At 64.9% G+C, this 24,098-nt stretch carries 24 protein-coding genes; 13 read left to right on the top strand and 11 right to left on the bottom strand.

Annotated features, from left to right (window positions below; genetic code table 11):
* The first annotated feature begins 79 nt into the window (after positions 1-79).
* Both AU465_RS21565 and AU465_RS21560 read left to right on the top strand, forming a co-directional pair.
* A complete protein-coding gene (locus AU465_RS21565; protein WP_192252630.1) occupies positions 80-820 on the top strand; it encodes a L,D-transpeptidase in 741 nt (246 codons plus the stop codon).
* Between the two features lie 343 nt (positions 821-1,163).
* On the top strand, positions 1,164-2,084 hold the full coding sequence (locus AU465_RS21560; RefSeq protein ID WP_192252627.1) for a bifunctional 5,10-methylenetetrahydrofolate dehydrogenase/5,10-methenyltetrahydrofolate cyclohydrolase: 921 nt from the start codon (positions 1,164-1,166) through the stop codon (positions 2,082-2,084).
* On the opposite strand, the gene glcF is transcribed toward AU465_RS21560, so the two are convergent.
* The 5 genes from glcF to AU465_RS21535 all read right to left on the bottom strand — a co-directional run bounded on the left by glcF (position 2,085) and on the right by AU465_RS21535 (position 8,122).
* Positions 2,085-3,413, bottom strand: a complete 1,329-nt coding sequence (glcF, locus tag AU465_RS21555; protein ID WP_192252624.1) for a glycolate oxidase subunit GlcF — start codon at positions 3,411-3,413, stop codon at positions 2,085-2,087.
* 9 nt (positions 3,414-3,422) lie between these two features.
* The gene (locus AU465_RS21550; RefSeq protein WP_192252621.1) at positions 3,423-3,812 is read right to left on the bottom strand and encodes a DUF4870 family protein; all 390 of its coding nucleotides are present in this window, start codon (positions 3,810-3,812) and stop codon (positions 3,423-3,425) included.
* A complete protein-coding gene (locus AU465_RS21545) occupies positions 3,809-5,065 on the bottom strand; it encodes an FAD-binding protein (protein WP_192252618.1) in 1,257 nt (418 codons plus the stop codon). The genes AU465_RS21550 and AU465_RS21545 overlap by 4 nt, the downstream gene beginning before the upstream one ends.
* An 80-nt stretch (positions 5,066-5,145) precedes the next feature.
* Positions 5,146-6,642, bottom strand: coding sequence for an FAD-linked oxidase C-terminal domain-containing protein (locus AU465_RS21540; RefSeq protein WP_192252615.1), 1,497 nt, complete (start codon positions 6,640-6,642; stop codon positions 5,146-5,148).
* Positions 6,643-6,799: 157 nt separating this feature from the next.
* Positions 6,800-8,122 carry a DUF3422 family protein gene (locus tag AU465_RS21535; protein WP_192252612.1) on the bottom strand — a complete coding sequence of 441 codons (1,323 nt, stop codon included), beginning with the start codon at positions 8,120-8,122 and terminating at the stop codon, positions 6,800-6,802.
* Between the two features lie 208 nt (positions 8,123-8,330).
* On the opposite strand from AU465_RS21535, the gene AU465_RS21530 reads away from it, so the two are divergent.
* From AU465_RS21530 to AU465_RS21520, 3 genes are read left to right on the top strand one after another with little or no spacing between them, the layout of a single operon-like run.
* Entirely contained in the window at positions 8,331-9,134 is an 804-nt protein-coding gene (locus AU465_RS21530; RefSeq protein ID WP_192252609.1) for an FCD domain-containing protein, read from the top strand.
* Positions 9,135-9,157: 23 nt separating this feature from the next.
* Entirely contained in the window at positions 9,158-10,294 is a 1,137-nt protein-coding gene (locus AU465_RS21525; RefSeq protein ID WP_192252606.1) for an alpha-hydroxy acid oxidase, read from the top strand.
* Between the two features lie 60 nt (positions 10,295-10,354).
* Positions 10,355-11,125, top strand: a complete 771-nt coding sequence (locus tag AU465_RS21520; protein ID WP_192252603.1) for a metallophosphoesterase — start codon at positions 10,355-10,357, stop codon at positions 11,123-11,125.
* Between the two features lie 44 nt (positions 11,126-11,169).
* Here AU465_RS21520 and AU465_RS21515 read toward each other — a convergent pair whose 3' ends face one another.
* Positions 11,170-11,310: a hypothetical protein gene (locus tag AU465_RS21515; RefSeq protein WP_124997890.1), complete on the bottom strand. Its 141-nt coding sequence runs from the start codon at positions 11,308-11,310 to the stop codon at positions 11,170-11,172.
* A gap of 283 nt (positions 11,311-11,593) precedes the next feature.
* Positions 11,594-12,292, bottom strand: a complete 699-nt coding sequence (locus AU465_RS21510; RefSeq protein WP_192252600.1) for a type 1 glutamine amidotransferase — start codon at positions 12,290-12,292, stop codon at positions 11,594-11,596.
* Positions 12,293-12,379: 87 nt separating this feature from the next.
* Between AU465_RS21510 and AU465_RS21505 the strand changes: the two genes are divergently transcribed.
* The 4 genes from AU465_RS21505 (at position 12,380) to AU465_RS21490 (ending at position 16,399) form a co-directional block, all read left to right on the top strand.
* Positions 12,380-13,027, top strand: a complete 648-nt coding sequence (locus AU465_RS21505) for a hypothetical protein (RefSeq protein WP_192252597.1) — start codon at positions 12,380-12,382, stop codon at positions 13,025-13,027.
* Positions 13,028-13,058: 31 nt separating this feature from the next.
* A complete protein-coding gene (locus tag AU465_RS21500; RefSeq protein ID WP_192252594.1) occupies positions 13,059-13,793 on the top strand; it encodes a 16S rRNA (uracil(1498)-N(3))-methyltransferase in 735 nt (244 codons plus the stop codon).
* A 104-nt stretch (positions 13,794-13,897) separates the two neighbouring features.
* Positions 13,898-15,271: a glutamate--cysteine ligase gene (locus tag AU465_RS21495; protein WP_192252591.1), complete on the top strand. Its 1,374-nt coding sequence runs from the start codon at positions 13,898-13,900 to the stop codon at positions 15,269-15,271.
* A gap of 99 nt (positions 15,272-15,370) precedes the next feature.
* Positions 15,371-16,399, top strand: coding sequence for a DUF937 domain-containing protein (locus tag AU465_RS21490; protein WP_192252588.1), 1,029 nt, complete (start codon positions 15,371-15,373; stop codon positions 16,397-16,399).
* A 307-nt stretch (positions 16,400-16,706) separates the two neighbouring features.
* Here AU465_RS21490 and AU465_RS21485 read toward each other — a convergent pair whose 3' ends face one another.
* Entirely contained in the window at positions 16,707-16,997 is a 291-nt protein-coding gene (locus AU465_RS21485) for a DUF1127 domain-containing protein (RefSeq protein WP_192252584.1), read from the bottom strand.
* Between the two features lie 181 nt (positions 16,998-17,178).
* On the opposite strand from AU465_RS21485, the gene AU465_RS21480 reads away from it, so the two are divergent.
* Positions 17,179-18,135: a LysR substrate-binding domain-containing protein gene (locus AU465_RS21480; protein WP_192252581.1), complete on the top strand. Its 957-nt coding sequence runs from the start codon at positions 17,179-17,181 to the stop codon at positions 18,133-18,135.
* Between the two features lie 24 nt (positions 18,136-18,159).
* On the opposite strand, the gene AU465_RS36705 is transcribed toward AU465_RS21480, so the two are convergent.
* Positions 18,160-18,969, bottom strand: a complete 810-nt coding sequence (locus AU465_RS36705) for a putative bifunctional diguanylate cyclase/phosphodiesterase (protein WP_246506307.1) — start codon at positions 18,967-18,969, stop codon at positions 18,160-18,162.
* A gap of 15 nt (positions 18,970-18,984) precedes the next feature.
* Positions 18,985-20,388, bottom strand: a complete 1,404-nt coding sequence (locus AU465_RS36700) for a sensor domain-containing diguanylate cyclase (protein WP_246506306.1) — start codon at positions 20,386-20,388, stop codon at positions 18,985-18,987.
* A 121-nt stretch (positions 20,389-20,509) separates the two neighbouring features.
* Between AU465_RS36700 and xseA the strand changes: the two genes are divergently transcribed.
* Positions 20,510-22,075 carry an exodeoxyribonuclease VII large subunit gene (xseA, locus tag AU465_RS21470; RefSeq protein ID WP_192252578.1) on the top strand — a complete coding sequence of 522 codons (1,566 nt, stop codon included), beginning with the start codon at positions 20,510-20,512 and terminating at the stop codon, positions 22,073-22,075.
* Between the two features lie 7 nt (positions 22,076-22,082).
* Positions 22,083-23,201: a DmpA family aminopeptidase gene (locus AU465_RS21465; protein WP_192252575.1), complete on the top strand. Its 1,119-nt coding sequence runs from the start codon at positions 22,083-22,085 to the stop codon at positions 23,199-23,201.
* Between the two features lie 62 nt (positions 23,202-23,263).
* Here AU465_RS21465 and AU465_RS21460 read toward each other — a convergent pair whose 3' ends face one another.
* Positions 23,264-23,518 (bottom strand): DUF768 domain-containing protein, encoded by a 255-nt coding sequence (locus AU465_RS21460; RefSeq protein ID WP_192252572.1) that lies wholly within the window; start codon positions 23,516-23,518, stop codon positions 23,264-23,266.
* 183 nt (positions 23,519-23,701) lie between these two features.
* On the opposite strand from AU465_RS21460, the gene AU465_RS21455 reads away from it, so the two are divergent.
* Positions 23,702-23,851, top strand: coding sequence for a hypothetical protein (locus AU465_RS21455; RefSeq protein ID WP_192252569.1), 150 nt, complete (start codon positions 23,702-23,704; stop codon positions 23,849-23,851).
* Positions 23,852-24,098: the final 247 nt, after the last annotated feature.

The raw sequence follows: 24,098 nt of genomic DNA, 5'->3' as shown, positions 1-24,098 counted from the left end.
GCCGCTCCGCGCCAAGGATCGCCAAGCCCAGGGCCCCTTCCCCGCCCTCGGACGAGTTCGACGATCAAGGTGCGTTCCGATGAAGACAGCGTTCACTTTCGTGCTCGGCGCAGCCGCGGTGCTTGCCGCCAGCGCGACGACCTCTTTCGCCAACGACCGTTATGCCGATAGGCCGCCGGTGATGGTGAGCCCCGATCTGTCGGCGCCTTGGGTACTGCAGCTCGGCCATGCGCCGGGCCTCGTGCGCCCGAGCCGCCAGGCGACGCAGCAGCCGCTGCGACGGCTTTTCCGGGCACACCCCGACCAGCAGCGCACCGCGGCCGTGCAGCAGCCCGCCAAGCGCATGGTGATGCGGCCGCAGATCGACCCGATCTACCTGCCGCAGGAAGTCGCCTATGACGGCCCTCAGAAGCCCGGCACCATCGTGATCGATACCAAGCAGAACTTCCTCTTCCTGGTCGAGAAGAACGGCAAGGCGCGGCGCTACGGCGTCGGCACCGGCAAGCCCGGTTTCGAATGGTCGGGCACGCACAAGATCACCGACAAGAAGGTGTGGCCGGACTGGCGCCCGCCGGCGGTGATGATCAAGCGGGAGGCGGCCAAGGGCCGCTACCTGCCGACCTATCTTGCCGGCGGCATCGAGAACCCGCTCGGCGCGCGCGCGCTCTATCTCGGCACCACCGAATACCGCATTCACGGCACCAACCAGCCCTGGACGATCGGGGGCGCGGTGTCTTCCGGTTGCATCCGCATGCGCAACGAGGACGTCGTCGACCTTTACGAGCGCGTGAATGTCGGAACGACGGTCGAGGTGATATAGCGACTGCGAATCAGCCGATTAGGCGGCGCTGAGTCGGTTTTGGCGCAGCTGTTGCCCTGAAGCCATAGCGCGCTTTTGGCAGACGTGCTTAGACTGGCAACGAGTTAACGGGGGACGGGTCGTGTGGGGATACGGCCAGTCACGAGAGGGCAGCACGGGCAACCGCGCTGCCCTTTTCGTTTCAATCCCTGCATTTGGTCGCCTCGGAAGCAGGGCGGTTCGCAATTCGGGGCTGATTTCCGGACAGTCCTCTGCTATTGCAGCGCACAAATCTTGGTTTTTACGCAATTCCGGGCGGGAAGCCGCCTGCCTGGAATTGTTCCAGAAGGCAGAGGTGCCAGCCATGACCCGGTCCGACGACAGCCGCTATCTGAGAGGCGGTCCGGTCGCCCAGCGCATCATCGCTTCCGTGCGCGAGGACGCGGCAATCGCCGCGGCAGAAGGTTTTCCGCCGAAGCTGGTCTCGATCACCGTCGGCGATACCGACGCGGTTGATGTCTATGTGCGCAACCAGCGCGCCAAGGCGGAGCTTGCGGGCATCGGCTTCGAGGAACGGCGTTTTGCCGCCGACATCACGGCGGGCGAGCTGGAAGCCGCCATCCACGGCCTCAACGCCGACCCGCGCGTCACCGGCATCATCATCCAGCGGCCGGTGCCGGCGCATATCCCGATCAAGACGCTGCAGGCGGCGGTGCATCCGCTGAAGGACGTCGAGGGCATGCATCCGGCCTCGATCGGCAACATCGTCTACAACCAGCTCGATCTCGCGCCCTGCACGGCGGCAGCCTCGGTCGAGCTGCTGAAGGAGACCGGCCTCGACTTGAAGGGGCTCGAGGTCGTCGTGGTCGGCCATTCCGAGATCGTCGGTAAGCCGATCGCTTTCCTTTTGATGAGCGAGGGCGCAACCGTTACGGTGTGCCATCACATGACGCGCTCGGTGGCGGCGCATGCGAGGCGCGCCGATGCGCTGTTCGTCGCCGTCGGCAGGCCGCGGCTGATCAAGGCCGAGATGGTGAAGCCTGGAGCCTGCGTCATCGACATCGGCATCAATTCGGAAATCGGCCCGGATGGCGAAAGCCGCATCGTCGGCGACGTCGACACCGAGAGCGTCAAGGAGGTCGCCTCCTGGATCACGCCGGTGCCGGGCGGCGTCGGCCCGCTCACGGTCGCGATCCTGCTCCGCAACACCATGGTGGCGCTCAACCGCCAGCGCGCGCTCTACCGCGCGACCTACGGCGTGGCGGACAAGCTCGCAGCGGAGTAGCTATTCGGCAGCGATCAAACCGCTTTCGGAGACGCCTTCCGGCTTCGGGCCGCCATAAGCCCAGTCGAGCAGCTTCACCGTATGCACTACCGGCAGCTTCGCGGCGGACGCTATCTGGGTGATGCAGCCGATGTTGCCGGTTGCGACGATTTCGGCGCCCGTCGCTTCGATGTTTTTCACCTTGCGGTCGCGCAGCCTGGCCGAGATTTCGGACTGCAGGATGTTGTAGGTGCCGGCCGAGCCGCAGCACAGATGCCCCTCGCGCGGCTCGCGCACGACGAAGCCGGCCTTTGTGAGAAGCTCCTTCGGCTGGCGCGTGATCTTCTGGCCGTGCTGCATCGAGCAGGCGGAATGATAGGCGACGACTGTGCCCGGCTTTCGCACCGGTTCGGGCAGGTTGAGAGCGGCGAGGTATTCGGTGACGTCCTTGGCCAGCGCCGAGACACGCGCCGCCTTTTCCGCATAGGCCGGATCGAGGCGCAGCATGAAGCCGTAATCCTTGATCGTCGTGCCGCAGCCGGAAGCCGTGATGATGATGGCGTCGAGCCCGCCCTGCTCGATGGCCCGCGTCCAGGCATCGACATTTTGCCTGGCCGACGCAAGGGCCTGATCCTCGCGGCCCATGTGATGAACGAGCGCGCCGCAGCAGCCCTCGCCTTGCGGCACCACGACCTCGACGCCGAGCCTTGTCAGCAAGGAGATGGTCGCTTCATTGATGGCGGGATCGAGCACCGACTGCGCGCAGCCGGTGAGGATGGCGACGCGGCCGCGTTTTTTGGTCCCCTGCCCGGCATGCGTGCCGGGCGAGGCCATTGCCGATGCCGGCGGGATCGACGAGGGCGCAAGTTTGAGCATCGCCGCGACCGGCTTCAGCGCCGGCAGCTTTTCGAACAGGCCGATGAATGGCCGGCCAAGCCCCGCTAATTTCAGCGCGGCGCGGAAGCGGCTCGGATAAGGCAGCACGAAAGCCAGAATGGCGCGCGTCAGCCGGTCTGGCAGCGGCCGCTTGTAGGTCTTCTGGATGTGGGCGCGGGCATGATCGACCAGATGCATGTAGTTCACGCCCGAGGGGCATGTCGTCATGCAGGCGAGGCAGGACAGGCAGCGGTCGATATGGGTGACGATCTCCCTGTCCGCCGGCCGGCCGTTCTCCAGCATGTCCTTGATGAGATAGATGCGGCCGCGCGGCGAATCCAACTCGTTGCCCAATGTGACATAGGTCGGGCAGGTGGCGGTGCAGAAGCCGCAATGCACGCATTTGCGCAGGATCTTTTCCGATTCCGCGACATGCGGATCGGCAAGCTGCGCGGCGGAGAAATTGGTCTGCACGAAAATGTCCTATTGTCCGAGTAGCCAGCTTTGCGGGTTCCTGACCGGCTCGCCGCGCTGCAGCGCCTGCAGGCCGAGAATGCAGCGGACGATGAACCAGACGGCAACCGCAAACATCAGCAGGAAGCCGATCGCGAGCATCATCAGGACCACGGAGATCAGCGCGTAGAGAAGGCCGATCCAGAACGTCCTGATCAGGAATGTGTAGTGGCTTTCGACGAAGCCGCCCGCCTTGCCGCGATTGATGTAGGCGAGCACGATTCCGATAATGCCGGTGACCCCGACGACAAGGCTGGCCAGGTAAAGAATATAGATCACCAGCGCGTTGGTCTGACCCGGCTCAAGCCAGCGGTCGGTCTGGCGCGAGCCTGTGTCCGGGCCTGGATTGGCATTGCTCATGGTGCTGCTACCTCCGTTGACCGAGGAAGAGTAGCAGAGCTGGAACCCGACGCCATGCGGCCGGGGTTGAGAATGTGCTTCGGATCGAACTCGGCCTTGAGCCGCGCGGAGAGCGCCGCCAGATGTGGCGGCTGTGGATCGAACACCGGCAAAGCCGCGCGATGCGAGGCAGACGCCCGCACCAGCGTCGCGTGGCCGCCGCCATATTTGCGGATCAAGCCGCGCAGCAGCTCAGCCTCCGGGTCGTTCTCGCGCATCGAGAGCCACACAAGGCCGCCTTGCCAGTCGTAGAATGCATCGACGGCCGCCTGCATGCGCAGCGCCATCACCATGTGGTGCGCCTCAGACGGCGCCATCGAGACGCGCCAAACGGGCCTCGCAACGACGTCAGCGAACGGCACGCAATCGCGGACATCGCGCCAGATCGTCTTCGACGCTTCGCCGGCGATCTCTTCCAGCGGCCCGGCCTTGCCGAGCGGTTGCTTCAGCGCCTCGATGCGATAGACGACCGACGGACCAAAGCCTTCGACGCGCAGTAGTGTCGCGGCATCGCTGCCAAGCTTACCGGCGGCGACGCGCGCGGCGATGCGCTCCGGCAGATGCGCCGCGCTCGACACTTCGGCGCTGGAGCCAAGCGCCAGCGCCATGGCGGCGACGGCGGCATCGTCGAGCAGGCCACGAATGGCCATGGTCACCTCGGTCTCGGCCGCGGGCAGCACCTTGAAGGTGACGTCGGTGAGCACGGCAAGCGTGCCCCAACTCCCCGCCATCAGCTTGGAGAGATCGTAGCCGGTAACGTTCTTAACGACGCGGCCGCCCGACTTGAAGGCCTCGCCACGTCCGGAGACAGCGGCAATGCCGAGGATATGGTCGCGCGCGGCGCCTGCCTTGAGACGCCTGGGACCGGACAGGTTCGAAGCCAGCATGCCGCCGATGGTGCCCTTGCCCGGCTCGCCGCCGAGCAGCGGGCCATAGTCCATCGGCTCGAAAGCGAATTGCTGGCCGTTCTCGGCCAGCAGTTTTTCGACTTCGGCAAGCGGCGTGCCGGCACGTGCGGACAGCACCAACTCGGCGGGCTCATAGAGGGTGACGCCGGTGAGCTTCGAAAGGTCGAGCGTATGTTCGGTCTGCAGCGGACGGCCAATGCCGCGCCTGGAGCCGTGGCCGAGGATCTCCAGCGCTGCTTCTTCGCCCGCCGCCCATTGGATGGTGGAGAGGACTTCGGCTGAAGTGGATGGGGTGAAGGTGGTCATGGGTGGACCCTTTTCCTCGCCCCCGCAAAGCGGGGGAGAGCAGATAGGTCGCGTTCCTGCTTAAGCACCAACGTGTCCACTCAAAACCTCGGAATGTCCGGAAACGCCACCTGCCCGCGGTGCACGTGCATACGCCCCAACTCGGCGCAGCGGCGCAGCTGCGGGAAGACCTTGCCGGGGTTGAGCAGATGGTTGGGGTCGAAGGCGCATTTGACCCGCATCTGCTGGTCGAGGTCGATCTGGTTGAACATTTCCGGCATCAGGTCGCGCTTCTCGACGCCGACGCCGTGCTCGCCAGTCAAGACGCCGCCGACCTCGACGCAAAGGCGCAGGATGTCGGCGCCAAAACTCTCGGCCTTGTCGAGTTCGCCCGGCACGTTGGCGTCGTAGAGGATCAGCGGGTGCAGATTGCCGTCGCCGGCATGGAAGACATTGGCGACGCCCAGCCCATACTTTTCGGAGAGATCGCGCATGCCGGCCAGCACGCGCGGCAGCTCCTTGCGCGGGATGGTGCCGTCCATGCAGTAGTAGTCGGGCGAGATGCGGCCGACCGCCGGGAAGGCCGCCTTGCGGCCGGCCCAGAAACTCAGCCGCTCTTGCTCCGACTGCGATATGCGGCAGGTGGTCGAGCCGTTGCGGTAGGCGATCGCCTCGACCAGGCCGATGAGGTGATCGACCTCGACACTCGGCCCGTCGAGCTCGACAATGAGCAGCGCCTCGACATCGAGCGGATAGCCGGCATGGACGAAATCCTCGGCCGCGTGGATCGCCGGGCGATCCATCATCTCCATGCCGCCCGGGATGATGCCGGCGCCGATGATGTCGGCGACGCATTGGCCGCCTTCTTCACTGGTCGGGAAGCCAATCAGAAGCGCACGCGCCGTCTCCGGCTTCTTCAGGATGCGCACGGTGACCTCGGTGACGACGCCGAGCAGGCCTTCCGAGCCGGTCATGACCCCAAGCAGGTCGTAGCCTTCCTGGTCGAGATAGCTGCCGCCAAGCCGCACCACCTCGCCATTCATCAGCACCATCTCGATGCCCAGCACATTGTTGGCGGTGAGCCCGTATTTCAGGCAGTGCACGCCGCCGGAATTTTCGGCGACGTTGCCGCCGATCGAGCAGGCGATCTGGGAGGATGGATCGGGGGCGTAGTAAAAACCCTCCTGCTCGACGGCGGTGGTGATGCCGAGATTGGTGACGCCCGGCTGGGCGACGACGACGCGGTTGGGATAGTCGATCGCAAGAATGCGGTTGAAGCGGCTCATCACCAGAAGCACCGCGTCCTCAAGCGGAAGCGCCCCGCCGGAGAGCGACGTGCCCGAGCCGCGCGGCACGACGCGGATGTTGCGCTCGTTGCAGTATTTCAAGACGCGCGAGACCTGCGCCACCGTCTCCGGCAGCACCACCACCAGCGGCAATTGCCGATAGGCGGTGAGGCCGTCGCTCTCGAAGGCCCGCATTTCGTTGACCGTGTCGACGACGCCCTCGCCCGGCACGATGATGCGCATGTCGGCGACGATCTCGGCGCGCCGGCGCATCGTCTCGGCATCTGGCTTGGGCATGGCAAGGCCGGACATCGGCGCTTCCTCCGCTCGACTGGTCAAAATCTTTTACCAGTGAAGCGCGATTGTTGCAAACCCTGCTTTGGTCGGGATCCGACATCGGCCATACACGCGCTTCCGCAGCGGCAATCTGCCGCTGGCGATCGATCGTATCCGCAGGAAGTCCGGGTGCCTACTCGCCCGGATGCTTGGCCGGCTCGGAATGCATGCGCCGCACGCGGCGCACACCCCACCAGACGAGCAGGATGGCGACCGGCACGGAAGCCGCGGTGACGACTTCCGGCGCGAAGGCGTGGCCGAAGGTCGACGCGCCCTTGGCGACATAGCCGATGAGGCCGACGACATAATAGGAGACGGCGGCGACCGAGAGGCCTTCGACGGTCTGCTGCAGGCGCAATTGCAGCCGGGCGCGGTTGTTCATCGAGGCAAGCAGGTCGCGGTTCTGCTTCTCGACCTCGACATCGACCCAGGTGCGCAGCAGCGTGGTGGCGCGGGTGAGTTTTCGCGACAAGTTGGCCTGACGCTCCTCTACGGAGCGGCAGGTGCGCATGGCCGGCGCCATGCGCCGCAGCAGGAACCCGGCCCAGGTGTCGTAGCCCTGCACCGGCTCTTCATCCAGCGCCTCCAGCCTCTCGGTGACGATACCATCATAGGCGCGGCTGGCGCCGAAGCGATAGAGGCTGGACGCCGCGTCGGCTTCGAGTTCGGCGGCGAGCTCGGTGAGGTCGGCGAGCAAGGTCTGGCTGTCGCGGGTCTCGACCGCCTTCATCTCCAGCGTCGTCTGCGCCAGCCGGTCCTCGATACGGCGGGCGCGGCCGGACAAGGTCAGCGCCAGCGGCAGGCCAAGCATGGCAAGGGTCCGGTAGGTCTCGATGTCGATCAGCCGCTGCGACAAGGCGCCGGTGCTTGCCGGCGTCAGGCCTCGGTCGAGCACCAGCATGCGGGTCAGGCCATCGCCGTCCTGGCGAAAGTCGGTGACGATTGCCGCGGCGCCGCGCTCGACCAGCGAATAGCAGAGGCTGGTCGGGTCGAAACCGGCGATCAGTTTCTCGCTCGCTTGCGTCCATTTGCGGATCTCGAGCCGGATGCCGGAAATCACCGTTCCCGGCGGCGAGAAGCCGTTACCGAAGGGCGAATCCTCCTGGCCCCGGCCGTTTTCGGCCAGCGGCCCTTCCCAGAGATAGGTCGAGAATTCCGTGTGTCGCTCCCAGCGCAACGTGCCCTTGCCCCATCTCATGGCGTGATGGCGGGCATGACGCTCAGGCGCTGCGATGCCGAGGCGCCGCGACAGTTCCGAGAGCACGGCTTGGTCGACGCCGGAACCCCCCTCGGTCATGAAGGAAAGCTGGATAAGCACGCGCGGCTTCTCGACCAGCGGATGCGGACGAGCATGGACCTCGCCCAGCGCGCCGGGGCGTCCTTCATAAGCCGGAAAGCCCAGGACGCTACCTTGGGCGCGCGGCTGGAATTCGAGGTTGGACGTCTCGTCCGACACGGCTGGCCCCCCTGGTTTCGACCGTTCGTGCAATCGGGTTTTCTTGCGGCAATCGGCAAGGCACGTAAACAGCAAATTTTAGCAGCCGCCGATGCAACGGCGCGGCGCCAGAACCGACCGGATCCGGTGAATTGGATAAATAATTTGACCAGTTGGCGACAGAGGCTTTAATCTGCGCGACATCCATCCCGTTCCCAGGCGCCCTCCGTTGAGCGACATCTTCTCCAGGATCGAGCATTCGCGCACCGCCGACGAGGTGGTGCAGCAGATCGAGAGCCTGATCCTCGAAGGCGTGCTGCGCACCGGCGACCGGCTGCCGGGCGAGCGCGAGCTGGCGCGCCAGTTCGACGTGTCGCGGCCGATCCTGCGCGATGCGCTGAAGGCACTGGAGGGACGCGGGCTGCTGACCACCAGGCCGGGCGGCGGTACGCATGTCGCCGACGTCATCGGCCAGCTTTTCACCAAGCCAGTGACCGATCTGATCTCGATGCACCGCAAGGCGGTGACCGACTATCTGGAATACCGGCGCGAGATCGAGGCGATCGCGGCCGAATATGCGGCGCGGCGCGCAACGCCCGAGGATCTCGCCTTGCTCGACCGCATCATGGCGCGCATGGACGAGGCGCACCGCACCGGCGACTTCGACGACGAGGCGGAAATCGACGTCGAATTCCATCATGCGGTCTGCGAATGCGCGCACAACATCATCCTTTTGCATACGCTGCGCTCCTGCTATCGGCTGTTGTCCGAGGGCGTGTTCCAGAACCGGCTTCTGGTCTTCACCGTGCCAGGCGCGCGCGAGGCGCTGCTTGAGCAGCATCGGGCGATCCACGTCGCGATTAAGGCGGCGGATCCGACCGCGGCGCGCAAGGCCGCGATGGACCATATCACCTATGTCGAGCGCTCCATGGCGGAAGCCGAGCGCAGCGGCGACTGGCAGCGCGTATCGCGGCTGAGGCTCAGGCAACGCTCCGAGGCCGGCGACATCGAACCCACACGCAAACGCTCCTAAGCATCGATCAAGCGGGGACCATCATGAGCGACATCCTCACCATCGCCGACCTCAAGGACATGGCGCGCCGCAAGGTACCGAAGATGTTCTTCGACTACGCCGATTCCGGCGCCTGGACGGAGAGCACCTACCGCGCCAACGAGGAGGATTTCGGCAAGATAAAATTTCGCCAGCGCGTGCTGGTCGACATGAGCAACCGCTCGCTGGAATCGACCATGATCGGCGAGAAGGTGGCGATGCCGGTGGCGCTGGCTCCGACCGGGCTGACCGGCATGCAGCATGCCGACGGCGAGATGCTGGCGGCTCAGGCTGCCGAGGAATTCGGCGTGCCGTTCACGCTCTCGACCATGAGCATCTGCTCGATCGAGGATGTCGCCTCGGTGACCAAGAAGCCGTTCTGGTTCCAGCTCTATGTGCTGCGCGACAAGGATTTCGTGCTCAACCTCATCGACCGCGCCAAGGCGGCGAAGTGCTCGGCTTTGGTGCTGACGCTCGACTTGCAGATCCTCGGCCAGCGTCACAAGGATGTGCGCAACGGGCTTTCGGCGCCGCCCAAGATGACGATTGCCAACATCATCGACCTGGCCCTCAAGCCGCGCTGGTGCCTGGGGATCGCCGGCACGCCGCGCCGCACCTTCCGCAACATCGTCGGCCACGCCAAGGGCGTCGGCGACGTCTCTTCGCTGTCGTCCTGGACGACGGAGCAGTTCGACCCGCAGCTGTCGTGGAAGGACGTCGCCTGGATCAAGGAGCGCTGGGGCGGCAAGCTGATCTTGAAGGGCATCCTCGACAAGGAGGACGCGCTGCTGGCGGCCGAGACCGGCGCCGACGCGATCGTCGTCTCCAACCATGGCGGGCGGCAGCTCGACGGCGCCGCCTCCTCGATCTCGGTGCTGGAGGAGGTCGCCGATGCGGTCGGCGACAGGATCGAAGTGCACATGGACGGCGGCATCCGCTCGGGCCAGGATGTGCTCAAGGCGCTTTGCCTCGGCGCCAAGGGCACCTATATCGGCCGGCCTTTCCTCTACGGGCTCGGCGCGATGGGCAAGGCGGGCGTCACCAAGGCGCTCGAGATCATCCGCAAGGAAATGGACATCACGCTGGCGCTGTGCGGTAAGCGTCTGGTAACCGACATGGGCAAGGACCAGCTGCGGCGCTAGGGGCTTATTCACCGATCCGCCCTAGTTTCCCGTGATGACCGACACGGGAAGACGCTCGCCTTGACTGAAACGGGCATCCACTATCTCGACGCGCGCGGGCCGGAAGGCATGCGGCTTTATGCCATCGGCGACGTGCACGGCCGTCACGACCTGCTCGCCGCCATGCACCGCGGGATCGAGAGCGAACTGGAATACGCGCCGTCGTCCGACTGGCGCATCATTCATCTCGGCGACTATGTCGACCGCGGGCCGGACTCCAAAAGCGTCATCGAGTTCCTGATCGAGGCCAAGAAGCGCGATCCGCGCAACATCATGCTTGCCGGCAACCACGATATGGGCATGCTCGATTTTCTCGACGAGCCCGACGCGAACGGCCTGTTCATGCGCTTTGGCGGCGTCCAGACAGCGCTGTCCTACGGCGTGAAGCTTTCGTCCGGCGGCGGCTGGTTCGACAGGTCGGACGACACGCTGCTGCATGGACACGCGGCATTGGTCGACGCGGTGCCGCAAACCCATATCGATTTCTTGAAGTCGCTGTCCTTTTCAGTGACCTTCGGCGACTTCTTCTTCTGTCATGCCGGCATCAGGCCCGGCATTCCGCTCGAAAGCCAGAGCCCGCAAGACCTGATCTGGATCCGCGACGCCTTTCACGATCACCCGGGGCTGTATCCCAAAGTGATCGTGCACGGGCATACGCCGGTGCCGGAAGCCGAGGTGATGGCCAACCGCGTCAATGTCGACACACTCGCCTGGCAAGCGGGAACGCTGAGCGCTCTCGCCGTTGCCGGCGCGGACAAGCGCATCCTGACTGTAACGGGAAAAGCGGCTTAGCCGCGATCCCGAACCGTGCTTCCGTTTATCGGGAAGGATCAGGCTTAGCGAAGCGCGGCGGTGACGCCGTAGCCGTCGACGGCCTGATGATTGTTGGCTGCGTCGGCCGAATAAATGCCGAGGCCGCACACGACGATGGCAGACAGCATGACAAAGGACAAAAGCGCTGCTTTCACGGACGTCATCTCTGGTTGAGCTTTCTGCATCTGTGCACGAGGCGGTTACCAATGCGTTGAAACGATAAAATGCGTCTCAATGTTTCGACGATTTCGCGCTTCTAAGCAGATTCTGTATCGCCGGTGTGTCGCTTGGATCACACAGAAGGTTCATCGCGGTTGCACGGACGATACAGAGCGGGCGCCTTCTAGGATGGCGGGCGAGCACAAGCCAAGGACGAAGCTGGTTTTCCCCAGCTGGAACCGCCGTCGCGTGCCAATTATGTCACGCTTGGAACGATCGGTGAGATGACTAGATGGTCGCCACCCAGGCGCGGGCGATCGCCAGGCCGGCAGCGTCGGCATCGGGGCCGTTGCGGGCCATCTCGTCGTCGAGCTTGCCGGCCCAGTCGGGGTGACGGTCGGCGATCAGCGATGCGAAGGATGTGCTCCAGTCGCGTACCAGCGGACGGTCGGCCTCGAAATGGAACTGAAAGCCATAGACGGCGCGGCCGATGCGAAAGGCCTGGTTCGTGGCGACTTCGTTGCCGGCAAGCCGGACGGCGGTTTCGGGCAGGTCGAACGTGTCGTCGTGCCACTGGAAGATCGGGAAATTTTCCGGCAGCGCGCCAAGCACCGGATCGGCCTTGGCCGCCGTCGTCAGCGATACGCCACGCCAGCCGAATTCAACCGCACCGCCGATGTGGTTGTCGGCGCCAAAGGCGCGGGCGACGAGCTGGCCGCCAAGGCAGATGCCGAGCACCGACCGGTCCTTGCCGGCGAAATCGCGCGTCAGTTCGAGCAAGGCCGGAAAATAGGAATAGTCGTCGTCGGCCAGCGCATTCTGGCCGCCGCCCAGCACCACCATGGCATCGTGACCATTCGCGTCCTGCGGCAGCGGATCGCCCTGGTAAGGACGGCGCAGGTCGAGCTCGGCGCCGGCCTCCGCGAGAGCGGCGCCGACCTGGCCGAGGCCGGTATTGTCGTAGTTCTGGACCACCAGCACCCGCATCTAGAAACCCTGCTGACATGAAATTGCTGGGGCGAGCGATATCATGCCGCCTCCCTTTCAGCCAAGCTGCGTGCCGGAGAGAAAGCTATGCCACTGCAGAACCGGGTCGATCCGTTCGGCGCCATCCATGCCGTGCCCGAGCGCGGCCTGTTCATGGGCAATCGCGGCATCATCCATGACCCCGAGACGAAAACGCTTCTGAGGAAGCGCTGGGCCTTGCCGGCTTGGATCATCTGCGCTTGTGAGTTCCGCAACGTGCGGCGCGAGCCGATGGGCCGCAATCGCCCCGCTGGCAAGGCCGGCTGGACCGAGTTGTTCTTCCTCGACGAGGTGACGGCGCTAGCCTCCGGCCACCGGCCCTGCTTCTTCTGCCGGCGCGAACGGGCGGCCGACTTCGTGCGGCGTTTCGGCGAGGCCTTCGACGTTCCCGACCCTCGCGCGCCGATGGTCGACAAACGGCTGCACAAGGAGCGGTTGGCCTCGGGCGGCCGGCCGCCGCCCGTCTCGTCGGATGAACTCGCCGGTTTGCCGGATGGAGCAGTCGTGGCCGACGGTGAGACCGCCTATGCGCTCCGCACCGGCAAGGCGCTCGAATGGTCCTTCGCAGGCTATGCCGAGCCTGTTCCGTTCAACCGCCTCGCTGGGCGATCGCTGCGGCTGATCACGCCCGCCACCAGCGTTTCGGTGCTAAGGCAAGGCTACGTGCCGGTCTGGCATCCGTCCGCCGATACTTGACGGCGTCCATCGCCTCGCCCATTGCTCGGCCATGCGCGCTAATTACAAAATGCAGCGGCTGTTCGTGCCGGACGATCTCGAACCGGGCCTCGAATTCGATGCCGGACAACAGCAGAGCCACTATCTCGCGCATGTGCTGCGGCTCGGCGAAGGCGCCGAAGTTCTGCTTTTCAACGGCCGCGACGGCGAGTGGTCGGCTTCGATCGCCGCCAGATCCAAGAAAGCCGTCCGGCTCAAGGTGGTCTCCCTGCAGCGGCCGCAGCCGCCGCTGCCTGATCTCGTCTACTGCTTCGCGCCGCTGAAGCAGGGCCGGCTCGATTATCTCGTGCAGAAGGCGGTCGAAATGGGCGCCGGCATCCTGCAGCCGGTCATCACTCAGCATACGCAAGTGGCAAAGCCCGGCATCGATCGACTGCGCGCCAATGTCGTCGAAGCGGCCGAGCAATGCGGTATCCTGGCCGTGCCGGACGTGCGCGAGGCGGAGAAGCTGGAGCGGCTGCTCGGCGGCTGGGACAAGGAACGGCGGCTGATCTTCTGCGACGAGGATGCCTCGACCACCAATCCGCTACCGGCTTTGCAGAAGGTAAGTGAGAAAAAATTCGCGCTGCTGGTCGGGCCGGAGGGCGGATTTTCCGACGATGAGCGCAGGATGCTGCGGGCGCTGCCCTTCGTCACCGCCATCCCGCTCGGACCGCGCATCCTGCGCGCCGATACGGCGGCGGTGGCGGCGCTTGCCGTGATGCAGGCGACGATCGGCGACTGGTGATCAAATCCAGTTGAGCCGTGGCTCAGGATTTTTCGCTTGATCGGCTACTGACATTTCGTCCATCTAGCGCCCGGCGGTCGACCGACCGCTGCGGAGGCTTTTTCATGGCGCGCGACACAACCGATACCAGTCCAATCGAAGGCATCGACGAACTCGTCGGCTACCTGGCCGCGGGCAACAAGCCACGCGACAAATGGCGCATCGGCACCGAGCACGAGAAATTCCCCTTCTATGTCGACGGCAACGCGCCGGTGCCCTATGGCGGCGAGCGCGGCATCCGCGCCATCCTCGAAGGCATGCAGGAAAAGCTCGGCTGGGATCCGATCATGGATGCCGGCCGCATCATCGGCCTGGTCGAGCCGACCGGCCAGGGCGCGATCTCGCTGGAGCCGGGCGGACAGTTCGAGCTCTCCGGGGCGCCGCTGGAAACGATCCACCAGACCTGCCGCGAGGGCAACGCGCATCTGGCGCAGGTGCGCGAGATCGCCGAGCCCCTTGGCATCCGCTTCCTCGGGCTCGGCGGCAGCCCAAAATGGTCGCTCGCCGAAACGCCGAAAATGCCGAAGTCGCGTTACGAGATCATGACCCGCTACATGCCGAAGGTCGGCACCAAGGGCCTCGACATGATGTACCGCACCTGCACGATCCAGGTGAATCTCGATTTCGAAAGCGAAGCAGACATGCGCCGCAAGATGCAGGTGTCGCTGAAGCTGCAGCCGCTGTCGACGGCACTGTTCGCCAATTCGCCTTTCACCGAGAGCCGGCCGAACGGGCTGCAAAGCTGGCGCGGCGACATCTGGCGCGACACCGACAACCAGCGCTCGGGCATGCTCGAATTCTGCTTCGCGCCGGATTTCGGCTTTGCCGATTATGTCGAATGGGCGCTCGACGTGCCGATGTATTTCGTCATTCGCGACGGGCAGTATCACGACATGACGCGCTACACCTTCCGCCAGTTCATGGCGGGCGCCGCCCGCAACGAGGTTCCCGACGGCCTGCCGACGATGGGCGACTGGGCAAACCATCTCTCGACGCTGTTCCCGGATGTGCGGCTGAAGCGCTTTCTCGAGATGCGCGGCGCCGATGGCGGGCCGTGGCGGCGCATCTGCGCCTTGCCGGCCTTCTGGGTCGGGCTGCTCTACGACGAGCAGGCGTTGGACGCCGCCGAAGCGCTGACCTCGAGCTGGACCTACCAGGAGGCGCTGGCGATGCGCAACGCGGTGCCGGAGCACGGCATTGCGGCGCCGTTCCGCAACACCACCTTGCGCGAGGTTGCCCGTGACGTACTCGCCATCGCGCGCACTGGGCTGAAGAACCGCGCGCGCAAGAACCGCGACGGCTATGACGAGACCTCGTTCCTCAACACGCTTGACGAAGTCGTGGCGCGCGGCACCACCAGCGCCGAGGAGATGCTGTCGGCCTATCACACGCGCTGGGGCGGCTCGATCGAGCCGGTGTTCATGGAATATGCCTATTAACCGTTCGCCTGCCGCCTGACAGTGACGCGGCAAAAGCTGCTTCAATCGGGGATGGAAACGAACTAGGTTCCTCCGTGAGGATATTGCGGAGGAGATCCCATGCCTTCCCTGTTCGATATGTTTTCGCAAGCCCAGAACGGCGCCGGCATGCAGGCGCTGGCTCAGCAGTATGGCCTGTCGATGCAGCAGACCCAGGCAGCGGTCCAAGCACTGCTGCCGGCCTTCTCGCAAGGGCTCCAGCGTAACACAGCCGATCCTTACGGGATGGGCGCCTTCATGACAGCGATGGCGAGCGGCCAGCACGCCAAATATTTCGAGGACGCCACCCGGGCCTTCACGCCGCAAGGCATCGATGAAGGCAACGGCATCCTCGGCCATCTGTTCGGCTCGAAAGACCTGTCGCGCGCCGTCGCTGCCCAGGCCGCGCAGGCCACCGGGCTCAGCCAGCAGGTGCTGCAGCAGATGCTGCCGGCCATGGCCTCGATGATGATGGGCGGGCTGTTCAAGCAAACCAACAATCAAATGCAGGCCGCCGGCTTCGGCGGCGGCAATCCGCTCGGCGAGATCATCGAGGAGATGATGCGGCAAGTGGGCGGCGGTGTGCAGGCCCAGCAACCGCGTCAGGCGCCGCAACCCAATCCCTATGGCGACAACCCGCTCGGCAAAGTGCTGCAGGATATGTTCGGCGGCGGCGCGCAACAGCCGCAAGGCCAGCCGCAGCAAGCGCCAAACCCTTACGGCGACAATCCGCTCGGCAAGGTGCTGCAAGACATGTTCGGCGGCGGCGCGCAGCAGCCGCAAGGCCGACCGCAGCAGAACCAGCCACAGCAGACGCAAAGCCCCTACGGCGACAGTCCGCTCGGCAAGATCTTCGAGGAGATGCTGCGCCAGGGCGGCGGCGGGTTCGGGCTGCCCGGCGGACAGCCGGCGCCACAACAGCCGCAACAGCGCCAACCACAGCAGAGTCAGCCGCCGCAGCCGCAAACCAATCCGAGCGGCCGGCCGCGGAACCCGTTCGACGATATCTTCGGTAGGATGTTCGAGACCGGCGCGCAGCAGCGCGACGAGTATCAGAAGGGCATGGAGACGATCTTCGACCAGTTCAAGCGCGGCATGGACCGGCGGTAGGTCTTATCGCTGACGTTCGGTGTGTCGGGATTCAGGTCAGGCCGAGTCGAAAATGGTGGATTTCGAGAACCGGAACGGAGCGTACTTGAAGTACGTGAGCACCGGAAGCGCAGAAAGCCGCCATTTGCAGCCCGGCATCACCTGAATCCCGACACCCCGAAAAAAATGCCCGGTCCTGGAGGAGAACCGGGCAATGTGCAGGCAGGCCGGCGGGGAACCGGCAGGGAGTGTGGGAGCCTGCATGAAGCTTGGTCGCGCCGGGCCTTCAAAAGGTTCAAGGGCGACCGAAATGCAGTCGCGCAGCCAGTCAGGCGACCTTGCGGGCGAGATCCTCGACCGTGTCGGCCCGCTCGCTGGCTATCACGCGCAGTTTCGCAGTCGGATCGCGGCCGAAAGGCACGTCGATGGCGACGTGAAGATCGGCGCGGGTCAGGCCGATATCGGCAAGCTCGGCATCCGACATCTCGCCAAGGCGATAGAAGGCGCGGCGATTTTTCCAGGCGCGAAAGGCGTTGGCGACCGCATTGAGCACGCGCGTCGCAACGGCCGGACGCGTGGTGATGCGCGGGGTCTCGGAGGCGAATTCAATCGTGGTCATGTCAGTCTCTCCTTCAGGAGTCGGGCGGACGAAACCATGCAATCGGCGCCTGGGAGGGGCGCCGTTGGGGTCTCGATACACATGCCTTCATGTGGACGATGCCAATTTGCCACTGCGCGATTGATTAATCCAACGAATGTTTTTAATCTTTAGCATCAACATCAATGATAGGTTGGACCCGATGAAAGCACCGCTCGATCTCGATCAGTTGCAGACCTTCATCTCGATTGCCGACACCGGCAGCTTCACCCGCGCTGCCGAAGAGGTGCACCGGACGCAGTCGGCGGTGTCGATGCAGATGCGCCGGCTGGAGGAGCGGATCGGCAAGCCGCTGTTCGAAAAGGACGGCCGCACCAACAAGCTAACCGAGGAAGGCGACAGGCTGCTTTCCTATGCAAGGCGGCTGATCTACCTCAATCGCGAGACGCTCGCCGCCTTCGACGACCAGCGGCTCGAAGGCACGATCCGCATCGGCACGCCGGACGACTATGCCGACCGTTTCCTGCCGGAGATCATGGCGCGCTTCTCGCGCTCCAACCCGCGCGTCGAGCTAACCGTCATCTGCGAGCCGACGCCGGGCCTGGTCGAGCACATAAAGCGCGGCAATCTCGATCTCGCGCTGGTGACGCACAACGACACGCGCGGCCAGTCGGAAGTGGTGCGGCGCGAGCCGCTTTTGTGGGTCACCTCGGCGAACCACGCCACGCATGAGCAGGAGATCCTGCCGATGGCGTTCGGCCGGCCGAACTGCATCTGGCGCCGCGCGGCCGTCGACGTGCTCGACCGGCAGAACCGCGAATATCGCGTGCTCTTCTCCAGCTTCTCGGCCACCGTGATCACCGCCGCCGTGCTGTCCGGCCTCGCCATCTCGGTGCTACCGGAATGCGCGCTCAGGCCCGGCATGCGCGTACTCGGCGAGGCCGACGGGTTCGATGCGCTGCCGGATTGCCGCATCGGCATCATGCGCGGCCAGACCTCGCAGCCGGAGATCGTCGACGCGCTCGCCCGCCACATCGCGGAAAGCCTGGACAACATTTCCGTGCCGGTCGGCGAAGAGACAGGGAGCTTCGACTTCGCGGCGCTCGCCTATGCCAAGATGAAGCGGACTAAGGCAAACCAGATCCTGCCTGGCTGGTAATCCTTGGGGCCTTGTTCGGTCGCGCTAGGCGCGAGCGGCGGTCGGCTCGACCTCGTCCGGCGAAGTCAGACCGGAAAGGCCGAGCAGTTGGACCGGCTCGAGCGGCGGCGACAAGAAATAGCCCTGTAGTTGCCGGCAGCCCATGGCGACCAGCAGCACCTTCTGCGCCTCGGTCTCGACACCCTCGGCGGTGACGTCGACCCCGAGCGCCATGGCGAGATCGATCAGCGCCTTGACGATCGCCGCCGAGTTGCCGTCGCCATCGAGAAGCCGCACGAAGGATCGGTCTATCTTGAGCTTGTCGATGGCGTGGCGGCGCAGGTAGCTCAGCGATGAATACCCGGTACCGAAATCGTCCAGAACGATGCCGACGCCCAACTGACGCAAGGTGGCCAGAGCGGCCCTCGAAGCATCGCTATTGTCCAGAAGCACGCTTTCGGTGATCTCGAACTGCAGGCGCTGCGGCGCCAGCCCGGTGTCGGCAAGGATCGACGCAACCTGTTCCGGAAAGCCGGCGTCGCGCAACTGCAGCGGTGACACGTTGACGGCGAGCCACGGCAAGTCGGTTCGCACGGCGAAGCGGCAGGCCTCCTGCAGCACCCACGCGCCGAGCTGGCCGATCATGCCGCGCTCCTCGGCGATGGCGATGAATTGCGCAGCCGGCAATGTGCCATGCACATCATGTCCCCAGCGGATCAGCGCCTCCGCGCCGAGGATCGTCTTGCCGTTCGACGCGAACACCGGCTGGTAGGCGAGCCTGATGCCGGTGCCGCCGTCGAGGGCCTTGCGAAGCTCGGTCTCGACCTTGCGCTTGCGCAAGAGCAGGTCGTCCATGTCGCCGGCGAAGACCTAGTGCCGGCCGCGGCCGTTCTTCTTGGCTTCGTAGAGCGCGATGTCGGCCTTGCGCAGCAAATCGTCGGCATCCGTTTCGCCGCCGGCCGATAGCGCGATGCCGATCGAGGCGCTGACGAAGACCTGATCTTCCATGAGCTTGAATGGCTCCTGCAACTTCTGCAACAGCCGCTCGGCGATATCCTCGGCGGCACGGATATCGCGGATGTCGACGAGGATCAGGGCGAACTCGTCGCCGCCCAGCCGCGCCACGGTATCCACCTCGCGAACGGTGTGCTGCAGCCTGGCCGCCGTCTGGCGCACCAGCTCATCGCCCGCAGGGTGGCCGAGCGTGTCATTGATATGCTTGAAGCGGTCGAGGTCGAGATAAAGCAACCCCACCCTTCCCATGTCGTGAACCGCGATATCCTGGCCGGCCCTGAGCAGGGCCCGCCGCAAGCGGTCCTCGAACAGAGCCCGGTTAGGCAGGCCGGTGAGCGTGTCGTGGAAGGCGAGATATTGCGCCTCATCCTGGCTGGTCTGCAGCGCGGACGAGGCGCGGCGGAGCCTGCGCAGCAGGAACGCCAGGACGCCCGCTGCCACAAGCAGCGCCACGCCCAGCGCCGGCGCCATCTTGCGCACCAGGGTGAGACCGGGCCGTTCCTGATCCCAGCCGACATAGCCGAGGATGACGCCGCGGGAATCGACCAGCGGGACGGCCGCGGCGCCGACCGGTTGCGACAGCGGCACAAGGCGCGCGCCGTCGAGCAGGTACTTTTCGGCGATCTTGTTGATCACCGCGTCGTTGATGAATTCCACCGAAACGTGCAGATATTCGGTGCCTGGCGCCTGCGTGACCCGGTTCGAACTCGGCAGCAGCGGCATCACGCTCAGGATCGCCGGTTTTCCTTGGAGCGACACAAGATCCTCCGCCACCATCTTGGCCGGCTGCCCGAAGGCATCGGCCTTCGGCGACTCAGCGAGCATGCGACGCAGCTTCTCGATGGATGCCTGCAAGGCAGGCTCGTCCTTGCCATAGGCGGACGGATCGACCACCTTGCCTTCCTGCATGGCGTGGACGGGATGGTTGGCGGCGTCGAGTATGTAGACCCGGTTGTGACCGTAATAGGTGTACATCCAGACGCTGAGGTTTTCCTCAATCCAGGTCTGGTTCGCAGCCTTCACATTGGTGATCGCGTCATCCCAGACCGAAACGCTTTCCTGCTCACGCTGAACAGACGCAATCTGATCCTTCAAACCGTCGGCGATGAACATCTTCTGGTGTTCGAGCGAGGCATTGTCGGCCTGCGACGCCGCGTAGAAGCCGAAGCCGACGACCATGGCCAGCGCGAAGACAGCCAGCGTCAGCACGGTCAGCGTGACCTGATGCGTCAATGGGCTGCTGTTGGTGCGTCCGCTCATGCGTTTCCGGCCGGTTTTCCTGCGGCCAGTCAAACCAAATCGGGCTTAAGATCGCGTTATAATATTAGCGGGGATTGCTCCCTGCCTTGACGCGGCCCAATAAGCGTTCCCCAATCACGCGATGAGCGAAGCAGCAACCGAATCACGCAGCAATGCCACCGAATATACGGTGAGCGAGATTTCCGGCGCGCTGAAGCGCACGGTCGAGGACGCTTTCGGCAATGTGCGGGTGCGCGGCGAGATTTCCGGCTATCGCGGGCCGCATTCCTCCGGCCACGCCTATTTCGCGCTGAAGGACGACCGCGCGCGGATCGACGCCGTGGTGTGGAAGACCACGATGTCCAAGCTGAAATTCCGCCCCGAGGAAGGGATGGAAGTGATCGCCAGCGGCAAGCTGACGACCTATCCCGGCAAATCCAACTACCAGATCGTCATCGACAATCTGGAGCCGGCGGGCGCCGGCGCGCTGATGGCGCTGCTCGAAGAACGCAAGCGGCGGCTGCAGGCCGAAGGCCTGTTCGATGCCGGCCGCAAGCGGCGGTTGCCGTTCATGCCGCGCGTCATCGGCGTCGTGACCTCGCCGACGGGCTCGGTGATTCGCGACATCATCCACCGCATCAAGGACCGGTTCCCGCTCACCGTGCTGGTGTGGCCGGTAAGAGTCCAGGGCGAGACAACCGCCAGGGAAGTGACCGCAGCCGTCAACGGCTTCAACGCGCTCACCTGGGACGGCGCCATACGGCAACCCGACGTCCTGATCGTCGCGCGCGGCGGCGGCAGCCTCGAGGACCTTTGGGGATTCAACGACGAAGGTCTGGCGCGCGCTGTCGGGGCCTCGCATATCCCGGTGATCTCCGCAGTCGGGCACGAGACCGACTGGACCCTCATCGACTTCGTTGCCGACATGCGCGCCCCAACGCCGACGGGCGCGGCCGAGATCGCCGTGCCGGTCAGGGCGGACCTGGAGGCCACCTTGGCAAGCCTCGGCGCGCGGCTCAACGCCTGCGTCTCGCGCAATCTGGAGCGCAAGCGCCAGGCGGTGCGCGCCGCGGCGCGCGCGCTCCCCTCGCCCGACCAATTGCTGGCGCTGCCGCGCCGCCGCTTCGACGAGGCGACCAGCCGGCTGGGCCGTGGCCTGACGGTGAGCATCGAGCGCAAGCGCGCAAGGCTGGATCAGCAGCGGCTGACGCCGGCGACCTTGTCGCGCCGCCTCAACGAGACGCGCACGCTGACCGGCCGCGACATAGCCCGCGCGCGCGCCGCCTTCTTTGCCATCGTGCGCCAAAGCCGTGCGCGCTTCCAGCGCACGTCGGTCAGGCTGTCGCCCGCGCCGATCGTGAGGCGGCAGAAAGCTCAGGCCGATGTGCTGGCCGGATTGACACGAAGGCAGGACCAAGCGCTGGCGCGGCAGATCGACCGCCTGCGTGCCGCTCTCACCCAGGCCGACCGGCTGCTCGCCACGCTTTCGCACAAGGCCGTGCTGGCGCGCGGCTTCGCGCTGGTCAAGGACGCCGACGGCGCCGTCATCAAGCGCGTCGCGGAGCTGGCCCCCGGTGCGGCACTGCAACTGGAATTCGCCGATGGCAATGCCGAGGCCATCGCCACCAGCGGCGGGGCGCGGCCGAAGCTGGCCGCCAAACCTTCGGGCAAGGCCAAGGAGCCCGGCAACCAGGGCTCGTTGTTCTGAGGACGGCATGAGCAGCAGCGACCCGCATCTTCGCACGCCATCTGGCAAGCCGCGTCTGCGCTCGTTCGGGATAGCCCTGGACGGCACGCCCGGCCGCTTCAACTGTATCACCGACGTGCCGGGCGTCACGGTCGGCTATACGACGCTGATTGCCGGCGACGGCCCGCTCCAGGTCGGCAAGGGGCCGGTTCGCACCGGCGTGACCGCTATCTTGCCGCGGCCGCGAGGCGAGCTTGCGACACCGGTGTTTGCCGGCGTGTTCAGCCAGAACGGCAATGGCGAGTTGACCGGCACGCACATTATCGAGGAGACCGGCGCCTTCAACCTGCCGATCACCATCACCAACACCCATTCATGCGGCGTCACCCGTGACGGCACGCTGCGCTGGATGAACCAAGTGTTGCCGGCGGCGCTCGACAGCGGTTGGGGCCTGCCGGTGGCGGCGGAGACCTATGACGGTTTCCTCAACGACATCAACGGCCATCATGTCGGCTTCGAACATGTCGCCGCGGCACTCGACAGTGCAACAGGCGGCGCCATCGAGGAAGGCAGCGTCGGCGGCGGCACCGGCATGATCGCATTCGGCTTCAAGGCCGGATCGGGCACCGCCTCGCGCATTGTCGAATGGCAGAACAGCCGCTACATGCTCGGCGTATTCGTGCAGGCCAATTTCGGCAAGCGGCGCAACTTCACCATCCGTGGCCGGCGCATCGAGCCGGAGCTCACCGAACCGGCGATCCGCGAGGCCACGGCGCGCGCCGAAAAGGGTTCGATCATCGCCATCGTCGCCACCGACGCGCCGTTCCTGCCGCATCAGATGAAGCGCCTCGCCCGGCGGGTGCCGCTAGGCATCGCCATGACCGGCGGCTACGGCTACCACAGCTCAGGCGATATCTTTCTCGCCTTCTCGACCGCCAATCCCGAGGCAGCGCTGGCGGCTTCAGGCCGCATCGCCCGCGCGGAGTTCATCCCTGACGTCGATATCGACCCGTTCTTCGATGCTGTCGTGCAGGGGGTGGAGGAAGCGATCCTCAGCGCGCTCATCGCCAATGAGGACATGACGGGGCGCGACGGCAATTTCGTGCCGGCGCTGCCCAAGGAATGGCTCAAAGAGAAATTCGGGTAAGCCGGAGGCAAGATCCGGCTGAACCATGCCTGTCTTTCCCGGCTCAAGCCGGGACCGGCATCTCACTCGGACGGCTTGTCCGACGTCGTCTGTTGCTCGCTCTCTTCGGCGACTTCCTCGAGCCGCGATGCGATCAGTTCCTTGATGTCGCCGACTTCTTCCTGGATATCCTCCAGAAGAATGCCTTCCTCGGCTGCCTTGGCGCAGCACTCCTCGGCGAGGGTCTCGGCCTGCTTCTCGATCTTGGCCGGCGAATGCTGGCAATGGACCTTTTCGCCAATCCATCCGCGCAAGAACTCGATGGCATGTTCACTCATACTGCTTCTTCCCTAGCGGCAATGCCGGTTGGTAGTCATGAACGCCCCCATCCCGCCAAAGTATGCACGCTCCATTCGAGCCGAGTCGGCCTCGGCCGGCAAGACGTTTTGCCCAAGGTCCACACAGGGAAAGGAATTGGAGGGTTCAGGGAACACGTTCAGATTGCTGAGGATGATGATGCTTTGGCCAGGATCGTCAAAGATCCGCTCTATTTGTTTCTGCTTGCTTTTTCCCGGTTTTTCAGACCGATTTCCGTCACAACAGGCAACGCATTTACGGCGATCTCGCAGGCGCGCCAAAAGGGCGAGAAACCGAAAGCCGCCGCTATATAGTGATATCCTCACGCAATGTCGACTCCACTCGCCGTCCCTGCTTCTTTCCGCCACGTCAGCCGGGCAAGCAAGGCTCGGATCACAAGGGCAAGCGGTCGCGCTCGCCAGGCACAGGTGCGATGCCGTCATTGGCCCTTGAACGCTCAAGCGGGACACGCGTAACATCACACCGCTCACACTGAGTCTGCTTCATTCGTCCGTAACCGGGGCAAAACCGGTGGTGTTGCGCGCGTGGATCTGCTGTTGG

Source organism: Mesorhizobium silamurunense, from assembly GCF_014843905.1.
GTDB classification, from domain to species: domain Bacteria; phylum Pseudomonadota; class Alphaproteobacteria; order Rhizobiales; family Rhizobiaceae; genus Mesorhizobium; species Mesorhizobium silamurunense.
The sequence above is the reverse complement of the archived record's forward strand: the minus strand, read 5'-3'. Positions and strand labels throughout refer to the sequence as shown.

Bases quoted from the DNA above. Each gene is read 5' to 3' on its own strand.
- AU465_RS21540 (WP_192252615.1), bottom strand. From the start codon at position 6,642: ATGTCCGGCCTTGCCATGCCCAAGCCAGATGCCGAGACGATGCGCCGG.
- AU465_RS21515 (WP_124997890.1), bottom strand. From the start codon at position 11,310: ATGACGTCCGTGAAAGCAGCGCTTTTGTCCTTTGTCATGCTGTCTGCC.
- AU465_RS21465 (WP_192252575.1), top strand. From the start codon at position 22,083: ATGAGCAGCAGCGACCCGCATCTTCGCACGCCATCTGGCAAGCCGCGT.
- xseA (WP_192252578.1), top strand. From the start codon at position 20,510: ATGAGCGAAGCAGCAACCGAATCACGCAGCAATGCCACCGAATATACG.
- AU465_RS21510 (WP_192252600.1), bottom strand. From the start codon at position 12,292: ATGCGGGTGCTGGTGGTCCAGAACTACGACAATACCGGCCTCGGCCAG.
- AU465_RS21460 (WP_192252572.1), bottom strand. From the start codon at position 23,518: ATGAGTGAACATGCCATCGAGTTCTTGCGCGGATGGATTGGCGAAAAG.
- AU465_RS21550 (WP_192252621.1), bottom strand. From the start codon at position 3,812: ATGAGCAATGCCAATCCAGGCCCGGACACAGGCTCGCGCCAGACCGAC.
- AU465_RS21500 (WP_192252594.1), top strand. From the start codon at position 13,059: ATGCGCGCTAATTACAAAATGCAGCGGCTGTTCGTGCCGGACGATCTC.
- AU465_RS21490 (WP_192252588.1), top strand. From the start codon at position 15,371: ATGCCTTCCCTGTTCGATATGTTTTCGCAAGCCCAGAACGGCGCCGGC.
- AU465_RS21545 (WP_192252618.1), bottom strand. From the start codon at position 5,065: ATGACCACCTTCACCCCATCCACTTCAGCCGAAGTCCTCTCCACCATC.
- AU465_RS21565 (WP_192252630.1), top strand. From the start codon at position 80: ATGAAGACAGCGTTCACTTTCGTGCTCGGCGCAGCCGCGGTGCTTGCC.
- AU465_RS21560 (WP_192252627.1), top strand. From the start codon at position 1,164: ATGACCCGGTCCGACGACAGCCGCTATCTGAGAGGCGGTCCGGTCGCC.
- AU465_RS21485 (WP_192252584.1), bottom strand. From the start codon at position 16,997: ATGACCACGATTGAATTCGCCTCCGAGACCCCGCGCATCACCACGCGT.
- AU465_RS21505 (WP_192252597.1), top strand. From the start codon at position 12,380: ATGCCACTGCAGAACCGGGTCGATCCGTTCGGCGCCATCCATGCCGTG.
- AU465_RS21480 (WP_192252581.1), top strand. From the start codon at position 17,179: ATGAAAGCACCGCTCGATCTCGATCAGTTGCAGACCTTCATCTCGATT.
- AU465_RS21525 (WP_192252606.1), top strand. From the start codon at position 9,158: ATGAGCGACATCCTCACCATCGCCGACCTCAAGGACATGGCGCGCCGC.
- AU465_RS21495 (WP_192252591.1), top strand. From the start codon at position 13,898: ATGGCGCGCGACACAACCGATACCAGTCCAATCGAAGGCATCGACGAA.
- AU465_RS36705 (WP_246506307.1), bottom strand. From the start codon at position 18,969: ATGGACGACCTGCTCTTGCGCAAGCGCAAGGTCGAGACCGAGCTTCGC.
- AU465_RS36700 (WP_246506306.1), bottom strand. From the start codon at position 20,388: ATGAGCGGACGCACCAACAGCAGCCCATTGACGCATCAGGTCACGCTG.